This window comes from Neobacillus sp. NRS-1170 (genome assembly GCF_050468025.1).
In genome coordinates this window covers 45,723-67,666 of record NZ_JBITPF010000005.1, presented here as the reverse complement: position 1 = coordinate 67,666, position 21,944 = coordinate 45,723, and the positions used below count along the sequence as shown (strand labels likewise).

16 protein-coding genes are annotated in these 21,944 nt (G+C 36.8%); 14 read left to right on the top strand and 2 right to left on the bottom strand.

The window, feature by feature from the left end:
- Positions 1–5 precede the first annotated feature (5 nt).
- The 13 genes from ACIFOT_RS01305 (at position 6) to ACIFOT_RS01245 (ending at position 16,522) form a co-directional block, all read left to right on the top strand.
- A complete protein-coding gene (locus tag ACIFOT_RS01305) occupies positions 6–1,196 on the top strand; it encodes an acyl-CoA dehydrogenase family protein (protein WP_430060912.1) in 1,191 nt (396 codons plus the stop codon).
- Between the two features lie 219 nt (positions 1,197–1,415).
- The gene (locus ACIFOT_RS01300; RefSeq protein WP_430060911.1) at positions 1,416–2,951 is read left to right on the top strand and encodes a class I adenylate-forming enzyme family protein; all 1,536 of its coding nucleotides are present in this window, start codon (positions 1,416–1,418) and stop codon (positions 2,949–2,951) included.
- Positions 2,952–3,133: 182 nt separating this feature from the next.
- Positions 3,134–3,910 carry an enoyl-CoA hydratase/isomerase family protein gene (locus ACIFOT_RS01295; RefSeq protein ID WP_430060910.1) on the top strand — a complete coding sequence of 259 codons (777 nt, stop codon included), beginning with the start codon at positions 3,134–3,136 and terminating at the stop codon, positions 3,908–3,910.
- A gap of 137 nt (positions 3,911–4,047) precedes the next feature.
- Positions 4,048–4,818 carry a 3-hydroxyacyl-CoA dehydrogenase gene (locus ACIFOT_RS01290; protein WP_430060908.1) on the top strand — a complete coding sequence of 257 codons (771 nt, stop codon included), beginning with the start codon at positions 4,048–4,050 and terminating at the stop codon, positions 4,816–4,818.
- A 32-nt stretch (positions 4,819–4,850) separates the two neighbouring features.
- Positions 4,851–6,059: a CaiB/BaiF CoA transferase family protein gene (locus ACIFOT_RS01285; protein ID WP_430060907.1), complete on the top strand. Its 1,209-nt coding sequence runs from the start codon at positions 4,851–4,853 to the stop codon at positions 6,057–6,059.
- Between the two features lie 398 nt (positions 6,060–6,457).
- On the top strand, positions 6,458–7,855 hold the full coding sequence (locus ACIFOT_RS01280) for an aldehyde dehydrogenase family protein (RefSeq protein ID WP_430060905.1): 1,398 nt from the start codon (positions 6,458–6,460) through the stop codon (positions 7,853–7,855).
- Between the two features lie 21 nt (positions 7,856–7,876).
- On the top strand, positions 7,877–8,920 hold the full coding sequence (locus ACIFOT_RS01275) for a zinc-binding dehydrogenase (protein WP_430060904.1): 1,044 nt from the start codon (positions 7,877–7,879) through the stop codon (positions 8,918–8,920).
- Positions 8,921–9,363: 443 nt separating this feature from the next.
- Complete coding sequence (locus ACIFOT_RS01270; RefSeq protein WP_430060902.1) at positions 9,364–10,149, top strand: alpha/beta fold hydrolase; 786 nt, start codon at positions 9,364–9,366, stop codon at positions 10,147–10,149.
- A gap of 570 nt (positions 10,150–10,719) precedes the next feature.
- Positions 10,720–12,744 (top strand): alkyl/aryl-sulfatase, encoded by a 2,025-nt coding sequence (locus tag ACIFOT_RS01265; RefSeq protein ID WP_430060901.1) that lies wholly within the window; start codon positions 10,720–10,722, stop codon positions 12,742–12,744.
- A 123-nt stretch (positions 12,745–12,867) separates the two neighbouring features.
- Positions 12,868–14,046: a lipid-transfer protein gene (locus tag ACIFOT_RS01260; protein ID WP_430060899.1), complete on the top strand. Its 1,179-nt coding sequence runs from the start codon at positions 12,868–12,870 to the stop codon at positions 14,044–14,046.
- Between the two features lie 124 nt (positions 14,047–14,170).
- Entirely contained in the window at positions 14,171–15,361 is a 1,191-nt protein-coding gene (locus ACIFOT_RS01255) for an acyl-CoA dehydrogenase family protein (RefSeq protein ID WP_430060897.1), read from the top strand.
- A 245-nt stretch (positions 15,362–15,606) separates the two neighbouring features.
- Entirely contained in the window at positions 15,607–15,891 is a 285-nt protein-coding gene (locus tag ACIFOT_RS01250) for a hypothetical protein (protein WP_430060895.1), read from the top strand.
- Between the two features lie 301 nt (positions 15,892–16,192).
- The gene (locus ACIFOT_RS01245; protein ID WP_430060893.1) at positions 16,193–16,522 is read left to right on the top strand and encodes a hypothetical protein; all 330 of its coding nucleotides are present in this window, start codon (positions 16,193–16,195) and stop codon (positions 16,520–16,522) included.
- 1,386 nt (positions 16,523–17,908) lie between these two features.
- Here ACIFOT_RS01245 and ACIFOT_RS01240 read toward each other — a convergent pair.
- The gene (locus ACIFOT_RS01240; RefSeq protein ID WP_430060891.1) at positions 17,909–18,748 is read right to left on the bottom strand and encodes an IS110 family transposase; all 840 of its coding nucleotides are present in this window, start codon (positions 18,746–18,748) and stop codon (positions 17,909–17,911) included.
- Between the two features lie 404 nt (positions 18,749–19,152).
- On the opposite strand from ACIFOT_RS01240, the gene ACIFOT_RS01235 reads away from it, so the two are divergent.
- Complete coding sequence (locus ACIFOT_RS01235) at positions 19,153–20,094, top strand: SMI1/KNR4 family protein (protein ID WP_430060890.1); 942 nt, start codon at positions 19,153–19,155, stop codon at positions 20,092–20,094.
- A gap of 352 nt (positions 20,095–20,446) precedes the next feature.
- Here ACIFOT_RS01235 and ACIFOT_RS01230 read toward each other — a convergent pair whose 3' ends face one another.
- Positions 20,447–21,883 (bottom strand): DUF1254 domain-containing protein, encoded by a 1,437-nt coding sequence (locus tag ACIFOT_RS01230; protein ID WP_430060888.1) that lies wholly within the window; start codon positions 21,881–21,883, stop codon positions 20,447–20,449.
- Positions 21,884–21,944 lie beyond the last annotated feature (61 nt).

The window sequence follows — 21,944 nt, the reverse complement described above, 5'->3', positions numbered from 1 at the left end:
GTACAATGTCAGTCACAACTAAATCTACTACAAATTTTAATTTATTTAAATCAGATAGACCATATTGTACAGAAGAACATGATATGTTTCGTACATCTCTTAGAAAATTTATGGAAAAAGAGGTTGAACCATATTTTAATGAATGGGAAGAGAATGGCCTAACTCCTCGAGAACTCTATAAGAAAATGGGTGAACAAGGCTTTTTATGTCCACAGGTCGATCCGGCCTATGGTGGTTTAGGACTCGATTTTGGCTTCAATTTAGTCCTTGCAGAAGAAGCAGTTCGAATTGGCGGTGGTATTGGCGGGGCAAGCCTTCACAGTTCAATTACTGTACCATATCTTGAAAAATATGGAACGGAAGAGCAAAAGAAAAAATATTTGCCAAAATGTGTGAATGGCGATATCTTAACGGCAGTTGCCATGACGGAACCAGGGACGGGTTCGGATTTAGCAAGCGTTAGTACGACAGCTGTACGAGATGGTGATAACTATATAATTAACGGACAAAAAACGTTTATCACCAATGGAATTAATGCAGACTTGATTTTCGTTGTCGTTAAAACAGATTCTAAAGCCGTTCCTGCGCGTAAAGGAGTGAGCATCATCATGGTTGAAGGTGATACTCCAGGGTTTTCGCGAGGCCGTAAATTGAAAAAATTGGGTACCCACTCTCAGGATACTGCAGAGCTAATTTTTGAGGATGCTCGTGTCCCTGTTTCCAATCTATTAGGTAATGAAGGAGAGGGCTTCTATATCCTGATGGATAAATTACAACAAGAACGGATCATGTGTGCGAACTCGGGTTACGTCATCGCACAGGAGATGTTAAAGACGACGATGAAATATGTACAAGAAAGACATGTTTTCGGAAAACCGGTTAGCTCTTTCCAAAACACTCAATTTGAAATTGCAGAAATGGCAACGGAATTGTCATTGGCCCGTTCCTACTTGGATGATCTCGCTATTAAACATATGAATGGGGAGGAAATTTCAACACAAGCCTCAATGGCGAAATGGTGGATCACTGATATGGCTAGAAGAATGTCTTCCCGCTGCCTACAGCTTCACGGTGGATATGGCTATATGGAAGAATATGAAATTGCCCGCCGATATCGTGACGTTGCCGTTATGCCGATTTATGCAGGAACGAATGAGATTATGAAAAACATCATTGCCAAAAATCTTGGATTATAAAATATAACTGTGCAATGTGATTGGAAGCTTTAATCCAATTATTATTGGTTCAAGAAAAATAAATCCCCTGACATTCTTAAAAGATGACTCAGGGGATTTTATCGTACCGCCCGCGCCTAGAGTGGAAATCAACAGCTATGTTTAACAGTGCCACGTTAATAAATAATGGTCAGTATCGAAACTTCAATAGATTAAACGCTAATCGTAGGAGGGATTGATATGATTCTATTGTCTCAAGAATTGTTAATCAGCGAGGCCTTGAAGTATGCTGCACATTCCAATCCGAAAAAGGAAGCATTCGTTGATCAAGATAAAAGGGTAACTTACGAACAGTTACTAAACCGGGCTACTCACATAGCTGGGTGGCTGCAACAACATGGAATAGAAAAAGATGACAAGATTGGATTTCTTTTTAAAAACAGCATAGAATTTGTCGAAGTTTATTTCGGAATCAGCTTTACTTCAGGCGTTGGCGTTCCTATTAATTTCCGTTTAGCTCCAAGTGAAATTGAATATGTTTTAAACAATTCTGATACGAAAATCCTATTCATCGATCAGGAATATATCGAGATCATTCAATCGATTCGTGAAAAACTTCAGAAAGTAAAAAATATTGTTGTCGTGAATCCCAATCAAGACATTACAGGTTTTGATATGGTTCAGTACGAAAAAATATTTGAATCTACAGCCTTATATCAAGCCAATGAAATTCGGCAGGATCATGACGCACATGTAATTGTCTATACATCTGGGACAACCGGCCGTCCCAAAGGAGCTGTGCTTACTCATAAAAATGTATATATGCAAGCAATGAACAGGCTGGCTGATATGAAAAGAGACAAACAAACACGAATGTTAATCGTGCCACCGCTTTTTCATATAGCTGCCCTCTCGCACTTGGTAACCATTTGCCTTCAGGAAGGCACTGGGATTATCCACTCTGATTTTCGACCAGAATCTATACTCCGCACGATTCAAGCCGAGAAAATCACATTTATGTTTTTAGTTCCTGCAATGTGGATTGTTCTATTACAAGTTCCGAATCTTCATGAATATGATTCAAGTTCCCTCAAAAAATGTGGAATGGGCGGTGCGATTACTCCGCTGGAATTAAAGAAAAAAATATTGAAAGTATTTACTAATGCAGAGCTTGTTGAATCATTTGGTCAAACAGAATCCCTTCACGTAACCTATTTACTCCCAGAAGATGTAATACGAAAAACCGATTCAGTCGGTAAACCCGCAATCAATGTCCGTGTACGTATCGTTGATCCAGAAATGAATGATGTTCCAGTAGGAGAAGTAGGTGAAATTATATACCAGGGCCCCACGATGATGAAGGAATACTACAAAAATCCTGAAGCCACTGAAGAAGCCTTTAAAAGAGGCTGGTTCCATAGTGGTGATTTAGTACGAATGGACGAAAATGGATTTATCTATATAGTAGATCGGAAAAAAGACATGATAATCAGCGGTGGAGAGAATATTTATCCTGCTGAGGTAGAAGAGGTGCTTTATACACATCCGGATATTATGGAAGCTGCAGTGGTGGGTATACCTGATCCACAATGGGGAGAAAGTGTGAAAGTTTTTATCGTATTAAAACCTAATAAAAAACTGACGCAAACTCAAGTTATCGAATTCTGTCAAAGTAGGTTGGCGTCATATAAAAAGCCGCGCAACGTTGAATTTTTGGAAGCGTTGCCACGTAATGCATCTGGAAAAATTTTAAAAAATGTATTACGTACCAGGTGATAAATAACAGATATAACTATATATCAACTCATACTTGAATGACCTCCTATTTTGTTGATTTACACTAAAATATTTTAGCGCTACTATGAGGAAAAATATATTCAATATATTTTGAATAAATAATTTGTATTTTAACAAAATGTCAGAATGAAAGTTAAATAGCCAGAAGAGGTGATTGAAAAATGAATTTAGTAAAAGTTGAGAAGCATGATTGGATCGCCATTGTCACCATTGATAACCCGCCAATGAATGCATTGAGCGCAGCTGTAAAAGAAGAAATTAGCGAGATTTTTGTAGACCTTAACTCGGACCATGAAGTGTTAGCCATTATTTTAACTGGGGCAGGGCAAAAAGCATTTATGGCTGGTGCTGATATAAAAGAGTTGCCGCAAAGGATTGGGAATCCCAATTTATTTCCTCAATTTATGAAGAATCATGAGATGTTTAATAGCATTGACTTCTCTACAAAGCCAACGATTGCAGTATTAAACGGATATACGCTTGGTGGCGGCTGTGAGCTGGCTCTTACTTGTGATTTACGAATTGCTGAGGAGCATGCATACATAGGCGTTCCAGAAGTTAAGCTTGGATTACTTCCTGGCGCAGGTGGTACCCAGCGTTTACCTCGACTGATAGGAGAAGCGAAGGCGAAAGAGCTATTGTTTACGGGGGATCATCTTTCGGCAGAGGAAGCATTGAAGATTGGACTGGTCAATAAAGTAGTCCCAACTGGCGGTGGATTGGAAGAAGCAATAAAATTAGCTAGAAAAATCTGCAATAACTCACCATCTGCTTTGAAAAATATTAAAAAAGCAGTAGATGAAGGTCTAGAATTACCATTATTGAATGCACTTGAAAGAGAAGCAGAATTATTTCAAGACCTTTTCCTTAAAGAAGATGTAAAAGAAGGGGTACAAGCCTTTTTAGAGAAAAGAAAACCACAGTTTCAAGGAAGATAATGTAGAAGATTAATGGGAGAACTATTTACAAGTGCTACCCTATTAGAAAAAGCTAGAGTTTAGTTATAGTTTTCCTTTAAAAAAAATAAACTGATTAGAATAGTAATTGATAAAAATAAAAATTGGAGAGATGAAAAATGGATTTTAGTAAAAGTGTTGTTGTCGTTTCAGGCGGTGCTTCAGGTTTAGGTGAGGCAACGGTACGAAACGTTGTCGCGAAGGGTGGAAAAGCCGTTATTCTGGACCTAAATGATGAAAGAGGAACCAATTTAGTAGAAGAACTTGGACATCATCATGTTCTTTACGTAAAAACAAATGTAGTAGAAGAAGCTGATGTAAAGTCGGCTCTTGACCTTACGATTGAGAGATTTGGAAAAATTACCTCAGCCGTGAACTGTGCAGGAATCGGTGGTGCCCAAAAAACATTCGGCAGAAAAGGGCCTTTTGATTTAGCACTTTTCACAAACATTATTAAGGTGAATTTAATAGGTACATTCAATGTCATTCGTTTAGCGGCTGAAAGAATGAGTCTAAACGATCCAAATCAGGATGGCGAAAGAGGCGTAGTTGTTAATACTGCCTCTGCTGCAGCATTTGAAGGACAAATCGGTCAAGCTGCCTATAGTGCTTCAAAAGGGGGAATTGTCGGGATGACACTTCCAATTGCTAGGGATCTGGCAGACTATGGAATTCGTGTCGTAACGATTGCACCAGGCCTATTTGAGACTCCATTACTGGGTAGAAAATCTGAAGAAGCAAAAGCGGCGTTATGTGCAGGGGTACCATTCCCTAAACGATTAGGACACCCTAGTGAATATGCACAACTTGTCCAAAGTATTATTGAAAATCCGATGATTAATGGAGAAGTTATTCGATTGGATGGCGCTCTACGTATGCAGCCAAAATAAAATTCCAAGGCTATAATAAAGGAGGAATCAAATTGTCTTCAGCATTAACGTCGCTTCGTATTTTGGACTTAACACGCTTGTTACCTGGACCTTACTGCACCATGCTGCTTGCCGATTATGGTGCTGAGGTTATAAAAATAGAAGATACGGGACTCGGAGATTATGTCCGAGCAAATAGTCCTAAAATCGGTGAAAACAGTGCGTTATTTCATTCAGTAAACCGTAATAAGAAAAGTGTCTGCTTAAATCTAAAAACAGACAAAGGGAAAGAAATCTTTTTAAAAATGGCCGAGAATGCAGATGTAGTTGTGGAATCTTTCCGACCAGGTGTCATGGACCGGCTTGGGGTTGGATATGATGTGCTAAAAAAGATTAATCCTACACTTGTCTATTGCGCTTTAACAGGCTATGGTCAAACAGGGCCTTATGCCAATAAGCCAGGTCACGATTTAAATTATATCAGTTATGCAGGATTACTGGAGTTTATCGGTGAGCGGAACAGAAAACCAATCGTACCCCCTATACCAATCGCTGATATTGGTGGAGGAGCCCTTCTTGCCACTGTTGGAATATTAATGGCTCTTTTTCAAAGAGAAAGGTCTGGAAAAGGGCAATTTGTCGACATATCGATGATGGATGGGGCTCTTTCCTGGCTGCAGCTTACTCTGCCAGATTATTTCGTAACAAACATACAACCAAATCGAGGAGAGCTTAGGTTGTCAGGCAGAAGTGCCTTTTACGAGGTGTATGAAACAAAAGATGGACGATATCTTTCAGTTGGTGCGGTTGAAGCGAAGTTTTGGGAACAATTTTGCAAGGTGATCGGAAGGGAAGAATTCATTCATCAACAGCATGTACCGATGGATGAACAGGATCGCATAAAAGCCGAAATTCAAGCAATTATTTCAACAAAAGCACAAAAGGAATGGGTTGAGATTTTTTCAAAAGTCGATGCTTGCGTTACACCAGTTAATAAATTTGAAGATTTAGAGACAGACCCTCAATTGATAGAAAGAGAAATGATTCAAACCTTTCATGACTCAGAAATTGGTCCTGTTAAATTGATCGCGCCTCCGATCAAAATGTCAGAAACGCCAGGGTCGATAAGGAAGCTGGCTCCAAAGTCCGGGAAGCATACGGCTGAAATCTTAGCTCAAATGGGCTATTCCAATCAGGAAATCGAAGCTTTAACATGTGAAGGTGTCATTTCGGGTGCCTTAAAGAAATCTCCAATACAATGAGAATTTCAATAATCAAGATGAAAAAAAATATAATCTAAGTAAAAATTGATCCCCTTTCTCATTTTTTTAGTGAGGTAGGGGATTTTATTGTGTAGAGAAAGGTGAATATCAAAGCCATATTAAAATCCCATTCATTGATTATATCAATTTTTCGTTGAGCAGCATCCAAAAGGATTGATTTACACATTCAATTAATCCTTTTATTATAATTCTAAATATTATTAATACAGAATATTTAGAATTACAGAGTAATTGGAAGGAGGTAAAAGTTTTTATTTGCCATTCATCATCATGATACTAACTAAATCCTCTAAGAAGATCCAGCCAAAAAGTTTTAAGTAAATAATGCAAGGATTTTTCGAATAAATGAAAGCGTTTTCGCTAAAAAGGAGGGCAATATGGGAGAGTATCTAAATGCTATTCAAAGAGTATTCCAATTGCAAAAGCAACATCTTCATATCGTTAAACAGACAAGTGCGGCAGAACGTATCGAAAAATTACAAAAATTAAGGGCTTTAATTCTTAAAGAAACTCCAGCTATTGTGGAAGCTCTTCAAGCAGATTTTGGAAAACCTGCATTTGAAGCAGTTACCACAGAAGTCATGAGTGTTATTAATGAAATCGATCTATTTGTTGAAAATCTAAATAAATGGATGGAGCCTGTTGAAGTCCCATCTAGAAATCGAGGGGCCACAGCAAAAATCATCTCAGAGCCAAAGGGCCAATGCCTCATCTTTTCCGCCTGGAATTTCCCTTTCATGTTGCTTTTTAATCCATTAATACCCGCAATTGGAGCTGGCAACGTCTGTATCTTAAAACCTTCCGAAATGGCACCTGCTACAAGTAAAATTTCTGTGAAAATTGTAAACGAATTATTCGACGAATCCGAAGTTGCAATTTTTGAAGGCGGGGTTGAGGTTGCCAATGCCCTACTTGATCTTCCATTTAACCATATCCTTTTCACGGGTAGTACACAAGTAGGAAAAGTAGTGATGCAAGCAGCTGCAAAACACCTTGCATCCGTCACACTGGAATTGGGTGGGAAATGTCCTGTCATTATTGATGAACAAGTTGATTTGGAGAAAATTGTACCGAGAATTGCTTTTGGCAAGTATGCAAATTCTGGACAAATATGCCTGGCTCCAGACCATATTTATATAAAGGAAAACAAGCGGGAAGAATTTATTCGCTATGTAGAAGATTACATCCAAAGGAGCTACTTCGAAAACGGAATACTTAATCAAGTTGACGTAGCGAAGATTGTGAATGAACGTAACATTAATCGATTAAAAGAATTATTAGACGATGCTGTTATGCGTGGAGCAAACGTTCGATGCGGTGGGATTGTAGATGGGCGAACATTCTATCCTACTGTCCTGACAGATGTACCACTTGAAGCTAAGATTATGCAGGAAGAGATATTTGGACCCATCATGCCAGTCCTAACCTACACAGATTTAAATGAAGTGATTAAACAAATAAATTCAAGACCCAAACCATTGGCTCTCTATATTTTTAGTGATAATTCAAAAGTAGTTGACACCGTTCTTTCGACAACCACTTCCGGCGGTGCAACCGTGAATGATGTGATGCGCCATATTTCGGAACCAAACCTTCCATTTGGTGGTGTCAATGAAAGCGGTATTGGAAGGTATACTGGTATTTTTGGATTTAAGGAATTTTCCCATGAACGTGGCGTCCTCTATCAAGCCTCAGCAGGAACCAATCAATTGGAAGAGTTTGCTCGTGCTCCATATAAAGGTAAGCTCGACATACTCATGCAAAGAATTAAATAATATTTAGGGAGATGAAGGATTATGAGAGCAGCAGTCTTGGAAGGGTTTAACCAGCCTTTAATAGTCAAAGAGGTTGATGATCCTACTCTAACTCCAGATGGTGTGATAATAAAATTAGAAGCAACGGGTTTATGTCGAAGCGATTGGCACGGGTGGGCAGGACATATGAGCGCTATTCAATCTTTCCCTCGCATTTTAGGTCATGAGATGAGCGGTATAGTAGAGGAAGTTGGAAAAAATATTCGAAATTTCAAAAAAGGCGACCGTGTATTAGTACCATTTAATCATTCAGACGGAATTTGTCCACATTGCGTCGCAGGACATCATAATATTTGCGATAATCTGAGTTTGGTAGGTTTCCATTTTAATGGAGGATTTGCTTCACACATTCACATTCCAGAGGCAGACAGAAATCTCGTGCGTTTACCCGATAATATTGATTTTCTAGATGCAAGTGCGATGGGCTGCCGCTTTATGACTGCTTATCACGGAATAATAACTCAGGGAAATGTGCGTCCCGGAGAATGGGTCGCTGTTTATGGAACAGGCGGTGTAGGATTATCCGCAATTCAAATTGCAGCAGCTGCTGGAGCCAATGTAATAGCGGTGGATATCGCAGATGAAAAATTAGAATTTGCTAAAGAAGTAGGGGCTGTTGCTGTTATTAATAGTAAAAAAGAAAAAGCACCCCAAATTGTTCGAGAAGTGACAAAGGGTGGTGCTAATCTCTCAATCGATGCCCTTGGCATCCAAGAAACATGTTTGAACTCTGTGTTAAGCCTTAAAAAGCGAGGAAGACACGTTCAAATTGGACTCAGTTCTACACCGAATGGCGGCCTACTTCAACTCCCGATTAATTTTATTTTAGCTACTGAAGTACAGATAATAGGATCTGTTGGAATGCCTTTGCCTGAGTATCCTGCCATGCTTCAAATGGTTGAAAATGGAAGATTATCCCCTGGTAAACTCGTAACGAAAAAAATCTCCCTTGACGAAATCAACATTGCACTTGAAGATATGAATAACTATGCTGGAGTTGGTGTTACAGTTATTAATCAATTTTAACTTTATAAGGTAAGAGTTTGTAATCAAATAAAATAATAATAATACAAATGGACTGTTCCTAAACCTCTTTCCTTAGATCAGTCCATTTTAATGTTGACCTAAAAAGAAACGTCCTTAAAGAAATGAAACATTCTTTACAGGGTAAAACTTTTAACCTCATTTTTCTTCATTAGGTGCCAGCCCTTGCAAGTTCTAAATCCGTTCATCATTGGAGGAAAGGATGTAATTCCTCCAATTTTTTGGCAATGAATATCTAAGTTACTGGACCTGACTTATCTTCAAACACACATAATTAAAGAATGTTCTATATGTGTATTTTACACATATGGGTATATTTCAATAATTCTTTAAATAATATTAATAATTTCACATTATCATGCCATGCTTACTTTTGATGGGAATTGGAAATAAATTCAATAGTTTCATAAAAGGAGGAAATAATCATGGAGGAACAAAATGCTAGTAAAATGGCATTGCCATTTTTACGCATGGGTAATGGGGAACCATTAGTCCTTCTTCATGGGCTATCCGAATGCAAAGAAGGGTGGTTCAAACAATTTGAGTTTGCTGATCAGTATCAACTGATCATCCCTGATTTAAGGGGGCATGGAATCAATCCAACACTGGAAGGAATATCTATTGAAAATTTTGCCAGTGATGTTATTTCGTTACTTGATTTACTTAAGATAGAAAGAGCACACATTTGTGGATTTTCTATGGGGGGAATCGTTGCACAAGAAATTTATCGTCAAGCACCTGAGAAATGCTTTTCCTTAGTTTTTGCATGTACGACCCCATATTTTTTTGACCGATTAGGTAGAATTATCGGTAAATTTGTCAAGATCCGATCGCTCATACTATCTCCAAACCAACGAAAAAACATCGTATTCAGAAGTAGTTTTTACTCTTGGAAAAAGGAGAATTTCGATGATTTAGATAAATGTTTGAAAGCCAATGTTGAAGGAGTGTTTAAATCAATTGATGCCATTGTAGAAGTTGATAACCGCTCTTTATTACCTGAAATAACGGTCCCTACACTTGTGATCGGCGCTCAGTATGATGCATTAATCCCAGTTAAAATCGCAATTTTTATGTATAAACACATCCAAAATTCTGATTTAGTTATTTTAAAAAAAGCAGGTCATATTGCTAAAATTGAAGCGGCAAAGGAATTCAATCAATGTATGCTCCATTTTCTAAGTAAGCATCCAATGGCTTCAGAAAGTTAGAAAAATATTTTCCCCGTCGAATTAGGAATTGTACTAGATGGAGGTGGAATTTAAGAATTATTGAAATAGAACTAGAGCTCTCAAGGGCTCTAGTTTTTTGATTAAAAAGCAGAATTTGAGGAATTTATCAAAATCGAGATTAAACAAAACTATTAGTATCAATTTTTACTTTAGGTACATCCAAAATACTTGTTTTACTCAAAAAATTAGAAAGGCTATCATACAAATATATTCAATATATTTTTTAATATGTTGAGTTTTATTAATATTGAAAAACATGTTGCATATCAATTTATTTACCCTTTCAGAATACAATGAAAGCGTTTCCGATTTGGTTGTGGCTTTATGGATAGTTTTTCAATTTTGATAAATATGGCGCTTGGTTGGAGGTGGAATTATTCTAAAAACTTTCCCTAAAGGAAGCTGTACAAGCATTATTAGGGAAAAGATCATTGCAGAAGGATGCCAGACGTTACTAATAATTTAAATATTCATTTTATCTATTAGTATTGGTTGATGTAGAGGCATTATCACAACAAATAATAGATTAAAACAACAGGGGGTCGTCAAATGTCCATTAATTACAAAGATTTTTTAAAGAAAAGTTCCAAAGTAGTTCCATTAGCAGTCGCTCTATGTGTAAGTGCTGATTTAGCAGGTAATACATTCGCTGCAAAAAATCCTGTGTCAGTTCTGCCTAAAGAGGCAACATCATTTACAAAGCAAGCAAACGCTAATGTTTATAATGAGTTAAATTTTGCCGATAGACAAGATTATGTAGATGTACAAAGAGGGTTGCTATTACCCTTAGATCCAACTATTAAAACAGACAAAGGAGAAGTACCTTTAGATTTTACTAGGTTCAATTTAATCACCAATGGAGGGGAAGCACCGGATACCGTAAACCCTAGTTTGTGGCGTATTTCTCAACTTCAAAATACGGCGGGGCTTTATAAAGTCCGAGAAGGGGTCTATCAAATTAGAGGATTAGAAATTGCAGATATGACCATCATGGAAGGGAAAGATGGGATAGTAGTATGTGATACTATGACAAACAAAGACACGGCCAGAACTGCATTAGAATTGTATTATAAATATAAAGGCAAGAAAGTTCCAGTTACTGGTATTGTTATTAGTCATAGTCATTTAGATCACTTCGGTGGCATGGCAGGAGTAATGCAATATGCGGCGAATCCAAATATTCCAATTGTCGTACCCGATGGTTTTATGGAAGAGGCAATTAGTGAAAATGTATTGCTTGGGAATATCATGACGAGAAGAGCACAGTATCAATTTGGTTCGGTACTTCCAGTTGGGTCTAAAGGAATCGTTTCAAGTGGTTTGGGAGTTTCAAATGGGTATACAGGTACATCAACCATCTTAAAACCGACTGTCACAATTAAGGAGGATGGCCAAAAATTAACGATTGATGGGTTAGATTTTGAGTTTTTAATGGCTCAAGGCACTGAGGCTCCCGCGGAGATGAATGCTTACGTATCTACCAACAAAACATTATGGATTGCAGAGGATGTCAACCATACTCTACATAATGTGTACACGTTAAGGGGGGCGAAAACCCGCGATGCCTTAGCTTGGTCAAATGCGATCGATAAAGTCAATGATTTCATTCAAAATAAAGAGGTTGATGTGTTAGTCGGTTCTCATTCCTGGCCTACTTGGGGTAAGGATAAGGTGGAAGAGCTACTTGTAAAACAACGTGATTTATATAAATATTTGCATGATCAGACCATCCATCTTGCAAATCAAGGGTACACAATGGATGAAATAGCCGAAAAGATTAAGCTGCCAGATAGCTTAGATAAGTTTTGGGCGAATAGAGGTTATTATGGGACCATCAAACATGACGTAAAAGCTATTTATAATTTCTATTTGGGGTATTACAACAGTAATCCTGCAGATTTAGATCCACTGCCACAAGAAGAGGCGGCTAAAAAATATGTCGAGTATATGGGTGGAGAAAAGAAAGTTATCAAACAGGCACAGGATGACTTCGATAAAGGGCAATATCGCTGGGTAGCGCAAGTGTTGAAAAATGTCGTTTTAGCAAATCCAGAGAACAAGGAAGCGAAGGATCTTTTAGCAGATACATTTGAACAACTAGGATATCAAGCTGAGTCAGGTATTTGGAGAAATGAGTATTTAACAGGTGCGTCTGAATTACGTAATGGTATTGATAGAGATTACTATGCCCAACACAAGGCTAATACTTCTGGAGTAACAGCCTTTATGCCTGTAAAAGATTTCTTGGATTTATTATCCATTAAGTTAAATGGCCCTAAGGCGGATAAGAAGCACATGGTAATCAATCTAAACGTAACGAATACAAATGAGAAATTTGAATTAACGTTAGATAATTCTGTTTTACACTATAACACAGGGCAAGTAAGCGCAAATGCGGATGCTACCATCACATTGGACAAGGGTACTTTATTTGGTTTAGGTGCAGGAGCATTGACAGTTGACCAAGCGATTGGAAGTGGAAAACTAAACATAGATGGAAGCAAAGATAAGTTGGTTGAATTATTATCACTAATGGATACTTTTGACCCAGAGCCGAACATTGTAACACCTTAATAATATAAAAAGAATATCAGATCAAATGAATGTAATTGAGAAATGGCAACTGAATCATCTTGAGTTGAAACTTCCCTTGAAAGATCAAATCTCTACATTTTTTAAAAGGAGTAGGTATTTAATATGAAAGGTAACGCTCAAATTATTGGTGTTGGTATGGTCAAGTTTGCGAAGCCTGGTACAAACGAACCATATGAAGTTATGGCTTCTAAGGCTATTCAAGTTGCCATTAAAGATGCTGGAGTAGACATTAGGGAAATTAAACAGGCATTTGCCGGTTATGTTTATGGGGATAGTACATGTGGCCAGGCATCCCTTTACAAAGTGGGGATGTTTGGAATCCCAATCATCAATGTAAACAATAACTGTTCTTCTGGTTCAACAGCACTTTATTTAGCCCGGCAAGCCGTGGAATCTGGGGCTGTTGATTGTGTACTTGCTTTTGGATTCGAAGAAATGAGACCAGGAGCATTAAAAAGTAAATGGGATGATAGAACTCACCCTATGAAAGTATTTAATGAGCGTTTAAATGAATTAACTGAAAATAATGCACCATATGGGGCAATCAAATTCTTTGGAGAAGCAGCGGCGGCATATGTACAAAAATATGATGCAAATCCCGAAATTTTTGCTAAAGTTGCTGTTAAAACTCGAAATCATGCACGCAATAACCCATATTCTATATTCGATAAGCCTCTTACAGTTGAGGAGGTTTTAAATTCACAGGTGATATATCCTCCATATTTAGCAAGATTAATGGCATGTCCGCCTTCCTGCGGGGCTGCAGCTGCAATCATGTGCAGTGAGGAATTTGCAAGAAAACATGGGATAAATGGTGCAGTGGAGATCGTTTCACAAGTCTTACTTACGGATACTGAAGATTCTTACAACGATGTCATAAATCTAGTAGGGGCTGATATGACCCGCAGGGCAGCAAAAGAAGTATACGAAAAAGCAGGAATCGGGCCTGAAGATGTGGATGTTGTCGAACTGCATGATTGTTTTACTCCCAATGAAGTTATTACGTATGAAGGACTTGGTCTCTGTGGAGAAGGAGAAGCGGAAACTTTCATTAATAACGGTGACAATACGTATGGCGGTAAATATGTCGTCAATCCATCCGGAGGGCTAATGTCTAAAGGTCACCCGCTTGGTGCCACTGGTTTGGCACAATGTACTGAGCTTGTATGGCAATTGCGCGGGCACGCAGAAAAACGACAAGTAAAAAATGCAAGAATTGCCCTCCAACATAATCTTGGTTTTGGCGGGGCTGCTGTTGTCACGATGTATAAGAAAAATTAGGTTAAAAGATTTGATAATCTAAAAGCATACATCACTACTATCGAGCTCTTACATTTATTTAAATCATAGAATAACTTAATACGTGTTAATTTATTTTACTGTTCTATATGGGGAGGAAATAACAATGTCTACTTCCACAAAGGCTATTACTAATTTTGATCTATTTTCGACAAAGAGACCTTATTGTACTCAAGAACATGATATGTTTCGTACAACTTTACGTAAATTCATGGAGAAAGAAGTATCACCCTTTCTCCATGAATGGGAAGAGAACGGACATACCCCTCGAGAACTTTTTAGAAAAATGGGGGAACAAGGCTTTCTTTGCCCGCAGGTTGAACCTGCTTACGGTGGATTAGGACTTGATTTTGGCTTTAATTTAGTCCTAGCAGAAGAATTAAATCGTATTGGTGGAGGCTCAAATGGCGCTGGCACTCATAGTTCAATAATCGTACCGTATCTGGAAAGCTATGGTACAGAAGAACAAAAGAAAAAATATTTGCCAAAATGTGTAAACGGCGAGATTCTTTCAGCTGTTGCCATGACGGAACCAGGTACAGGTTCAGACTTAGCAAATATTAGTACCACCGCTGTAAGAGACGGAGATTACTACCTTATAAATGGACAAAAAACCTTTATTACAAATGGAATTAATGCTGACTTATTCTTCGTCGTCGTAAAAACAGACCCTAAAGCGATACCTGCACGTAAAGGTGTCAGCATCATTATGGTTGACGGTGATACACCAGGATTTTCTCGAGGGCGAAAGTTAAAAAAATTAGGTCAACATTCCCAGGATACATGCGAACTTATTTTTGAAGATGCAAGGGTACCTGTTGCCAATCTGCTTGGCGTAGAGGGTGGAGGTTTCTACATTTTGATGAATAAGTTACAGCAAGAGAGAATTATAGTTGCGAATAATGCCTACGCTTTAGCTGTAGAGATGTTAAAGTCTACCATATCGTATGTAAAAGAAAGACAAGCGTTCGGAAAGCCAATTTGTTCATTCCAAAACACACAGTTTGAAATTGCTGAAATGGCAACGGAATTGTCTTTGGCGCGCTCCTTCTTAAATGATCTGGCAATTCAACATATGGAGGGTGAAGAAATTACAACCCAGGCATCGATGGCAAAGTGGTGGGTTACAGATATGGCTCGAAGAATGTCAAGTCGTTGTTTACAGCTGCATGGCGGTTACGGATATATGGAAGAGTACGACATAGCACGCCGATATCGTGATGTTGCTGTCATGCCGATCTACGCAGGAACCAATGAAATTATGAAAAATATTATTGCAAAAAATCTCGGATTATAAATAAATAGTTTCAACAAAAATTGCTCACTAACTTTTAAAGTTGTGAAGCAGATTTATAGGAGGCTAAATAGTTTCAGTTGCTTGAGATATATTTGAAGTTATTAACTCAATATTTTTAAAAAACTTTAAAAGAGCTTGAAATGATTTTCAAGCTCTTTTTGTAAAACTAATAAACTAGTTATTCTTTGAATTTATTACTGAATATCAGAATTGTAATTAAATTTATATGTAATTGGGAGATTTATATGAAGAATTTACAATTACCTGTTGTTCAACTCCCTGAACAAGCTGTCAAACTAAGAAGGGAAGTTCGGGCATTTATTCAAGAGGAGAAAAAGAAAAAAAACTTCGAACCAATTTGTGATTCATGGCTGAGCGGCTACTCACCTGAGCTTAGCAGAAAGCTAGGTGAACGATTTGTAAGCGGATTAAATACAGTTGGAAAATCAAGTCTAATGAAATCTATTTACTATTGCTTGGGATACAGTATAATTCATTGTAATTCTAAGCTGACCCATGACAGTCGTTAACAAGACTTAAAATTAGAAATAATCAATATGAAATTGCAGAACAGATAGAAAAAAGTAAAAGATTAATTGAAGAATTTGAAAATAAAATAAAAGAAAAAACAGTAGAAAAAGATAGTTTACTAAAAAAGATATTTGAAACAGAAAATACAATAAAAAATAATAAGAAATATGAAGAGTTGGACACCTATATAGAAGATAGAGTTAATCTAGAAATAGTTAACAATTATCTTACAGGCATTTTAAAGATATTAAGTTAGACGATGTTAAATTTTATGATTTTACGGAGGTTACAGGAAGTGGTATGGATGCTAATAAAAAAATGTTAGCTCTATATACTGCCTATGCTAATCTAGTTAACGAATATTCGAGTACTAATGTGCCATTTGCTATGGACTCTTTCATTAAAAATGAAACCGCTGATGAATTAAAAGAGCAAATGTTTAGTTTTTTATCCAAATATTATTTATCTATAAATGGCCAGATTTTCTTTTCAATAATAAATGAAAATGTTAAATATTTAAATCAAGAAAACGATTATAATTTTATTTACTTAGATAAACCAATATTAGAAGAAATAAATAAAAACAATGAATATCTGGTTAAATCTTTTGAGATAATTGACAAGTATTAAAAATGTCTCGATAAGAACAATATAAAATTAGTTGAAGATTTAGCTGCCATTATTGGCGGCTATTTTTTATTCCAATAATACTTTGTTTGTAGGCAAGACAGCGTTACCTACTTAATAAAATATAAGGTATATGAAGCTGGAAGCAAGGAGTAATTTCGAGAAGGGGGGCCATTTATATAAGCAAGTATGTAAGGATGGAGGTAGACATTTGGTACGATGAAGATGAGAAGGTAATAAAGTTGGCATCATCTGATGGCAAAACTTTTATCTCTACTGTGCATAACAAGGAGCTATATAATGCCAATAGTCGTAGACATGCACACTTATACAACATATTTAAGAAATTATTAAAGCAACATAATAAATGGAATGGTGAAGAATAAATGAAGTAACAATTGGAATCATGAGAGGCAAGAAACCACTAATGGATCAAACAAGAAAACAATTGATTTGAAAATAGCCCATCAAAAATGCTTGGTCTTTTTTCGTAGCAATTATTTTTTCGTTGTAAAAAAGATACCGATAAACAAAGACAAATCACCACCTATTGAATTATCAGGTGACTAATATAAGCAGGCAAGAACCTTTGCCTCCTAACTCGAAGCCCTAATTGGGGCTATTTTTATTTATATTTTTCAAGACGAATGCTATCTAATATCAAATACACTAGAAAACTTTCGGAGCCCACCGGGTCCTGGATTTGAAATGGTAAGTATTGAAGCTGCTACTATATTAGAAGGAGATCCAATTGTAAGGTATATACAAAAAAACTTTGAAGGGGCTACATGACCTTATTTTGTTTATAGCAGGCGCACGATTCTAGAAAAATCTTAATCGAGCATTGGATTTATTATGAAAGATTGTGAATAATTGTACTGATATGAACGAAACTGTCAATGCTCCCTACCCATATTGATTTTGGTTTCGGTTTTTGGGCAACTCTAAGAAGAGAAGCATTTTTCGGCTTCTTTGCTTATTAGTTGGGATTCAGCCTTTTTCAAGGCTAGGGGATCTCCTTCTCAGCTTACTGACGGCTCCTCAATCTCCAAATTGGCTGTCAAGTGCTTTCCTTGACAGGCAATTTGGAGATTGAGATACTTTTTAAAGCTGAGAATGAATAAATTTCTCCTTTCATATTGATATAAAAAGTTAAGCACACGGCACGAAGGCAAAAATCTCAACTGCGGTTAGCACTCTGATATTCGTGGGTTTTCACATTTTATCTTTCCGTATAAAGGAGCTTCCACTAACTTAAAACGTGAGTTAGCCTACCTAGGCATATCACAAGTACAATTCGTGGTTTCTCCTTACCGGTTTTTACCTTTGCCTCCGAGCCCTAAGCTCCGACTTCTAAACAAAATTTGATATTTATTTTATTCGAAACTATTACTTTGCCATGGAGTTATTTTCAATTTCTTGAGTTACTGCCCAGATAAATCCCGCTAATTCTCTTGCAACGGCAGTTAATGCCTTTCCAGCAGTTTTTCCGCGTGATAATAAACGAAAATATTTTTTATGCAGTCGATTTTGTGCTTTCCATGAGATCATTTGAACACTAGGCGACTGTCCTTCTTGACGTTTCTTTAAATCTCCCTTTAATGCAGGCTTATGCCGATAACTCCAGGCTGCTTCCACAAGCAGACGCCGAACATGACGGTTACCCGTTTTGGTAATATTACCTTGCCTCCTGGTTTCACCACTTGAACTTTCACTTGGAATTAACCCAACGTAAGACATTAATTTTTTGGGAGAGGGAAATCTTTCAAATGATCCAATCTCAGCTACAAGGCTAGTAGCTGTTATAGTGGCTATTCCTCTTAACGATTGGAGTGCTTGAATCATTGGCGCATGATATCCTTCCGTTGATTGTAATTTAATTTCTTCCTCTAATCGTTTTACCCTTTGCTCAATTTCTTGTAGATGATGTAAATACTCTTGAAAAACAATTTTAGATGCAGAACGTTCAAACTTTAACGTATTTAACCATTCTCGATATCTACTAGTCCATTTCTTTCCCTTGAAAGGAGAGTGAATATCATTGCGTAAAAGGAATTTGGTTAATTGATGTTTGGCTCTTAATTCATCTTCTTTTGCATCTTCACGGGCTCGAACTAAATCCCGAAGTGCTTCGTCATCTTCTGTTGGCACATAAACAGAGGTTAATTCGCCTGCACGAAATAACTTTGCTAGTTTAATCGAATCCCTACGATCAGTTTCATCTCCCAACTCACATACACTTTCAATTGCAACCGAGATTAAAGTGCTTTTTTTAGACTCAGTTGAGTTAAAATATTCTTCACGGTATTGTTATATCTAGCAAATGAATCCGATGATTTGGAGTATACAATTTTTTCTTTTGAAACGTAATGTAGCTCTGATTTGGTTTGTTTTTTCCAGTAAACAGTGTAACCAAATTAACCTACGGTGTTACGAGTAAGGAGCTAGTTTCGTTCATGATAACTTAAAGTAACGGGTGCAAGAGTTGAAGATCCAGCTGCCATTTTTGGTGGCTTTTTTATTGAAGTAACGAAGCAGAAATGACAAAAATTTATTGAATATATAGAGGGTTTTTAATAAAAAATATCGAAAACACTCATAGTTAATTATCCGAAAGTTTCATGGAGGAAGAAATGAAGAAAGTAATAAACATGATTAATCCGAGTTCCAAAGTGGCTGGTGTATCGTTACTTGAATTGAAAAAAGCAGAAAAAGCACTTGGTGCTACTTTTCCAGAGGAGTACAAAGAAATCTTTTTAGAAACGAATGGAGCTAAATTTGGTGATTGGACTTTGTTCCCTATTCAAACGAAAGAACGATCAGCATTAACAATTGATATTGTAAAACAAAATCGTGAGAACAGACCGAAAAATGTACCGAGTGATATGATTTGCATTGGTGAAAATATCAATGGTGATAAACTTTGCTATCGTATAAGAAAAAGATTTATGCAGGAACTAATCTTTCTTTGGAATGAAAAAACTGGAATAAGCGATTGTAAGGCATCAACTTTAAGCCAGTTTATTGATTGGTATGTGCCGAAAGTGAATACTAATAAGCCTTTAACAGTTGGTACTTTTACAGTTGATAGTGGAAAGTTAATTGTTACTGATCCATGTTATCAGGTGGATGAAGAAGATCTGCAAATTATACTTTCAAATGTAAAAAATGGGAATTGGAAGGCATCCATCACTTACACTGATGAAGAAGTGGTGGAAAGTCTAATTGTATTTCATGGAGAAAAGAAACCAAGTGGAAAATGGCATGATTGCGATAAAACAATTGCAGTTGATTCTGCACAAGCTGGAATCTTTGATCTTGCAGTATTCGGTAGAGATGAAGCTATCCAATATGAAGTGAAAAATGTTTATGATATAGAGATAGATGAAGATGGATTAAAATATTATGTTGCATGTTGTGATATTGTTGCTTCAGATGTACAAGGGGGAGTTGTTCCAGGTGGTGCGGTTTCAATGTCTGGATATGGTGACGGTGAGTACGAGGTGAAAGTAAAATATAACATTTCTAAAGAGGTTATTGGAGTGATGATTGACTTTGGAGCTGAAGAGGAGTAATACTTTTCAGAAATGGAAAGTGAAATACACATGTTCTTCTTCAATATTGTTGACAGGATGGAAATGAAATGGCAAAAAGCAAAGAGTTCGAAGAGGACACCAGTTTTCGTAATATTCTATATTTATAATTACATGATACAGGCTCAATAAAGATGCAATTTCTAGAACCGATACATAAGGAAGTTCTATTTAATATGAAAGGGGGTATTAAAAAAATTCAACAGTGATAAGGGGTATCAGCAAAATAAATAAAGAATATAAAAAAGACAAAAGTCATCCGAATAACTTATTCGAAATGTCTTTTGTCAACTGCATAGTGATTTCTCTATGAAAAGTTCCTAATTTAATTAAACTATTGTTCCTTTACTATTTTTACTGATGGAATTATATACGAATTATTTTGTACAGATTCTTTAGGAGTGTACATTCTTAAAAATAATCCAAAAACAGGATTTGTTGTAGAAGAAGGTGATGGTAACCAGTTTGATTCATGCCCTGCTGGTGCTGTGCTTTGAACATAAATATCTAATGAACCATCATCATTATATTTTAGTCCTTCTGTTCGGTCCCCAATTGAGAAACGGTTAATCGGATTTGCTACAAAGAAATTCGTAGAATCATAAATACAGATTGACCAGAAATCATTGACAGGCGGTAAATTATTTTTATCGAAGTGAATAACATATTTATTCTGTCCACTTAACGTATTTCCATCACTATCTTTTCGTGTTATCGCATATACTGCTTCCTTTGGCGTATTCGCCCCGATACCATACATAGCAATCATGGCTCTGTTTAAATAGTAGTCTCCATAAGTACCTACACGTTCATAATTTACTCTCCAATTGCCGTTATTTGGCATTTGAAGGACAAGAAGTGACTTTTGAATAGCGTCTTTTCCATCTCTAACTGCTCTCGTTAAGCCATCTAAAACAACAGGGTCTGCTCCTCCAGTAAATGATCCTGTCGCAGGATCTATATCAATTAATTCAAGCTGACTTAATAATGCTTCATCCTTTTGAGGTGCAGGATTTAATTTCATTAATTGAGCCATTAATGAATAAAACTTAATTGGATCATCATAATCACTTGTTTGGATGGTTGGAATATCGATTGAACCCTTTGCTTGGTTATTATTTAAAGGTGCTAATTTGTATGAATCTTGAATTTTATGTACTGCAGGCAAATCTTTCTCGCCATCTACTAATGTTCTTCCTAAAACCCAAGTCATATTTGTAGGTGATTTAATTACATTAGTCCCTTCTGGAAACTTACCTTCCCAGTCTGGTCCAACAATGATATATTTGCCGCCATTATAGTCTTTTTTGTTTGAGCCACCAATATATTTGAATGAGTTAGAATACGCATCCATAAATTGGAATGTAAAGTACCTATTTATCTTAGGGAAACTCAATACTTGAGGCCCTTTTGATAAATCCAACCAAGATTGTGAATATAGTGTGTCATTGTTCGGCTTTACATAATCCCTAAACTTATCATCTGCTAAATTTCTGTAATGTTTAAATGTGTTTAGTTCATTTGTTTGCTCAAATTTTTGCATAGTTCTTGCCATCTCTACAAGAGTATAACCATAAATATATGCGCTCACTCCAGTACTGTACGCTAAATTTGAACGGAATTGAAGTTGGGGTAGAGCTGATGGTGCACTTACTTGTGTTGAACTGCTGTTATTTTGGTTCTGCGTTGACGTATCAGCAAAAACTCCACTTGTCAGGATTGCCATTGATGTCATTACGCCAATTGCTGGTACTAAAAATTTTTTTTTCATAACCATTCCCCCAATGTTTGATAAATAAGAACAATCATAATATTAGCAATATTGCAGGAAG

Bases quoted from the DNA above. Each gene is read 5' to 3' on its own strand.
- ACIFOT_RS01275 (WP_430060904.1), top strand. From the start codon at position 7,877: ATGAGAGCAGCAGTCTTGGAAGGGTTTAACCAGCCTTTAATAGTCAAA.
- ACIFOT_RS01255 (WP_430060897.1), top strand. From the start codon at position 14,171: ATGTCTACTTCCACAAAGGCTATTACTAATTTTGATCTATTTTCGACA.
- ACIFOT_RS01300 (WP_430060911.1), top strand. From the start codon at position 1,416: ATGATTCTATTGTCTCAAGAATTGTTAATCAGCGAGGCCTTGAAGTAT.
- ACIFOT_RS01230 (WP_430060888.1), bottom strand. From the start codon at position 21,883: ATGAAAAAAAAATTTTTAGTACCAGCAATTGGCGTAATGACATCAATG.
- ACIFOT_RS01245 (WP_430060893.1), top strand. From the start codon at position 16,193: ATGGATGCTAATAAAAAAATGTTAGCTCTATATACTGCCTATGCTAAT.
- ACIFOT_RS01290 (WP_430060908.1), top strand. From the start codon at position 4,048: ATGGATTTTAGTAAAAGTGTTGTTGTCGTTTCAGGCGGTGCTTCAGGT.
- ACIFOT_RS01295 (WP_430060910.1), top strand. From the start codon at position 3,134: ATGAATTTAGTAAAAGTTGAGAAGCATGATTGGATCGCCATTGTCACC.
- ACIFOT_RS01280 (WP_430060905.1), top strand. From the start codon at position 6,458: ATGGGAGAGTATCTAAATGCTATTCAAAGAGTATTCCAATTGCAAAAG.
- ACIFOT_RS01270 (WP_430060902.1), top strand. From the start codon at position 9,364: ATGGAGGAACAAAATGCTAGTAAAATGGCATTGCCATTTTTACGCATG.
- ACIFOT_RS01260 (WP_430060899.1), top strand. From the start codon at position 12,868: ATGAAAGGTAACGCTCAAATTATTGGTGTTGGTATGGTCAAGTTTGCG.
- ACIFOT_RS01235 (WP_430060890.1), top strand. From the start codon at position 19,153: ATGAAGAAAGTAATAAACATGATTAATCCGAGTTCCAAAGTGGCTGGT.
- ACIFOT_RS01250 (WP_430060895.1), top strand. From the start codon at position 15,607: ATGAAGAATTTACAATTACCTGTTGTTCAACTCCCTGAACAAGCTGTC.
- ACIFOT_RS01305 (WP_430060912.1), top strand. From the start codon at position 6: ATGTCAGTCACAACTAAATCTACTACAAATTTTAATTTATTTAAATCA.
- ACIFOT_RS01265 (WP_430060901.1), top strand. From the start codon at position 10,720: ATGTCCATTAATTACAAAGATTTTTTAAAGAAAAGTTCCAAAGTAGTT.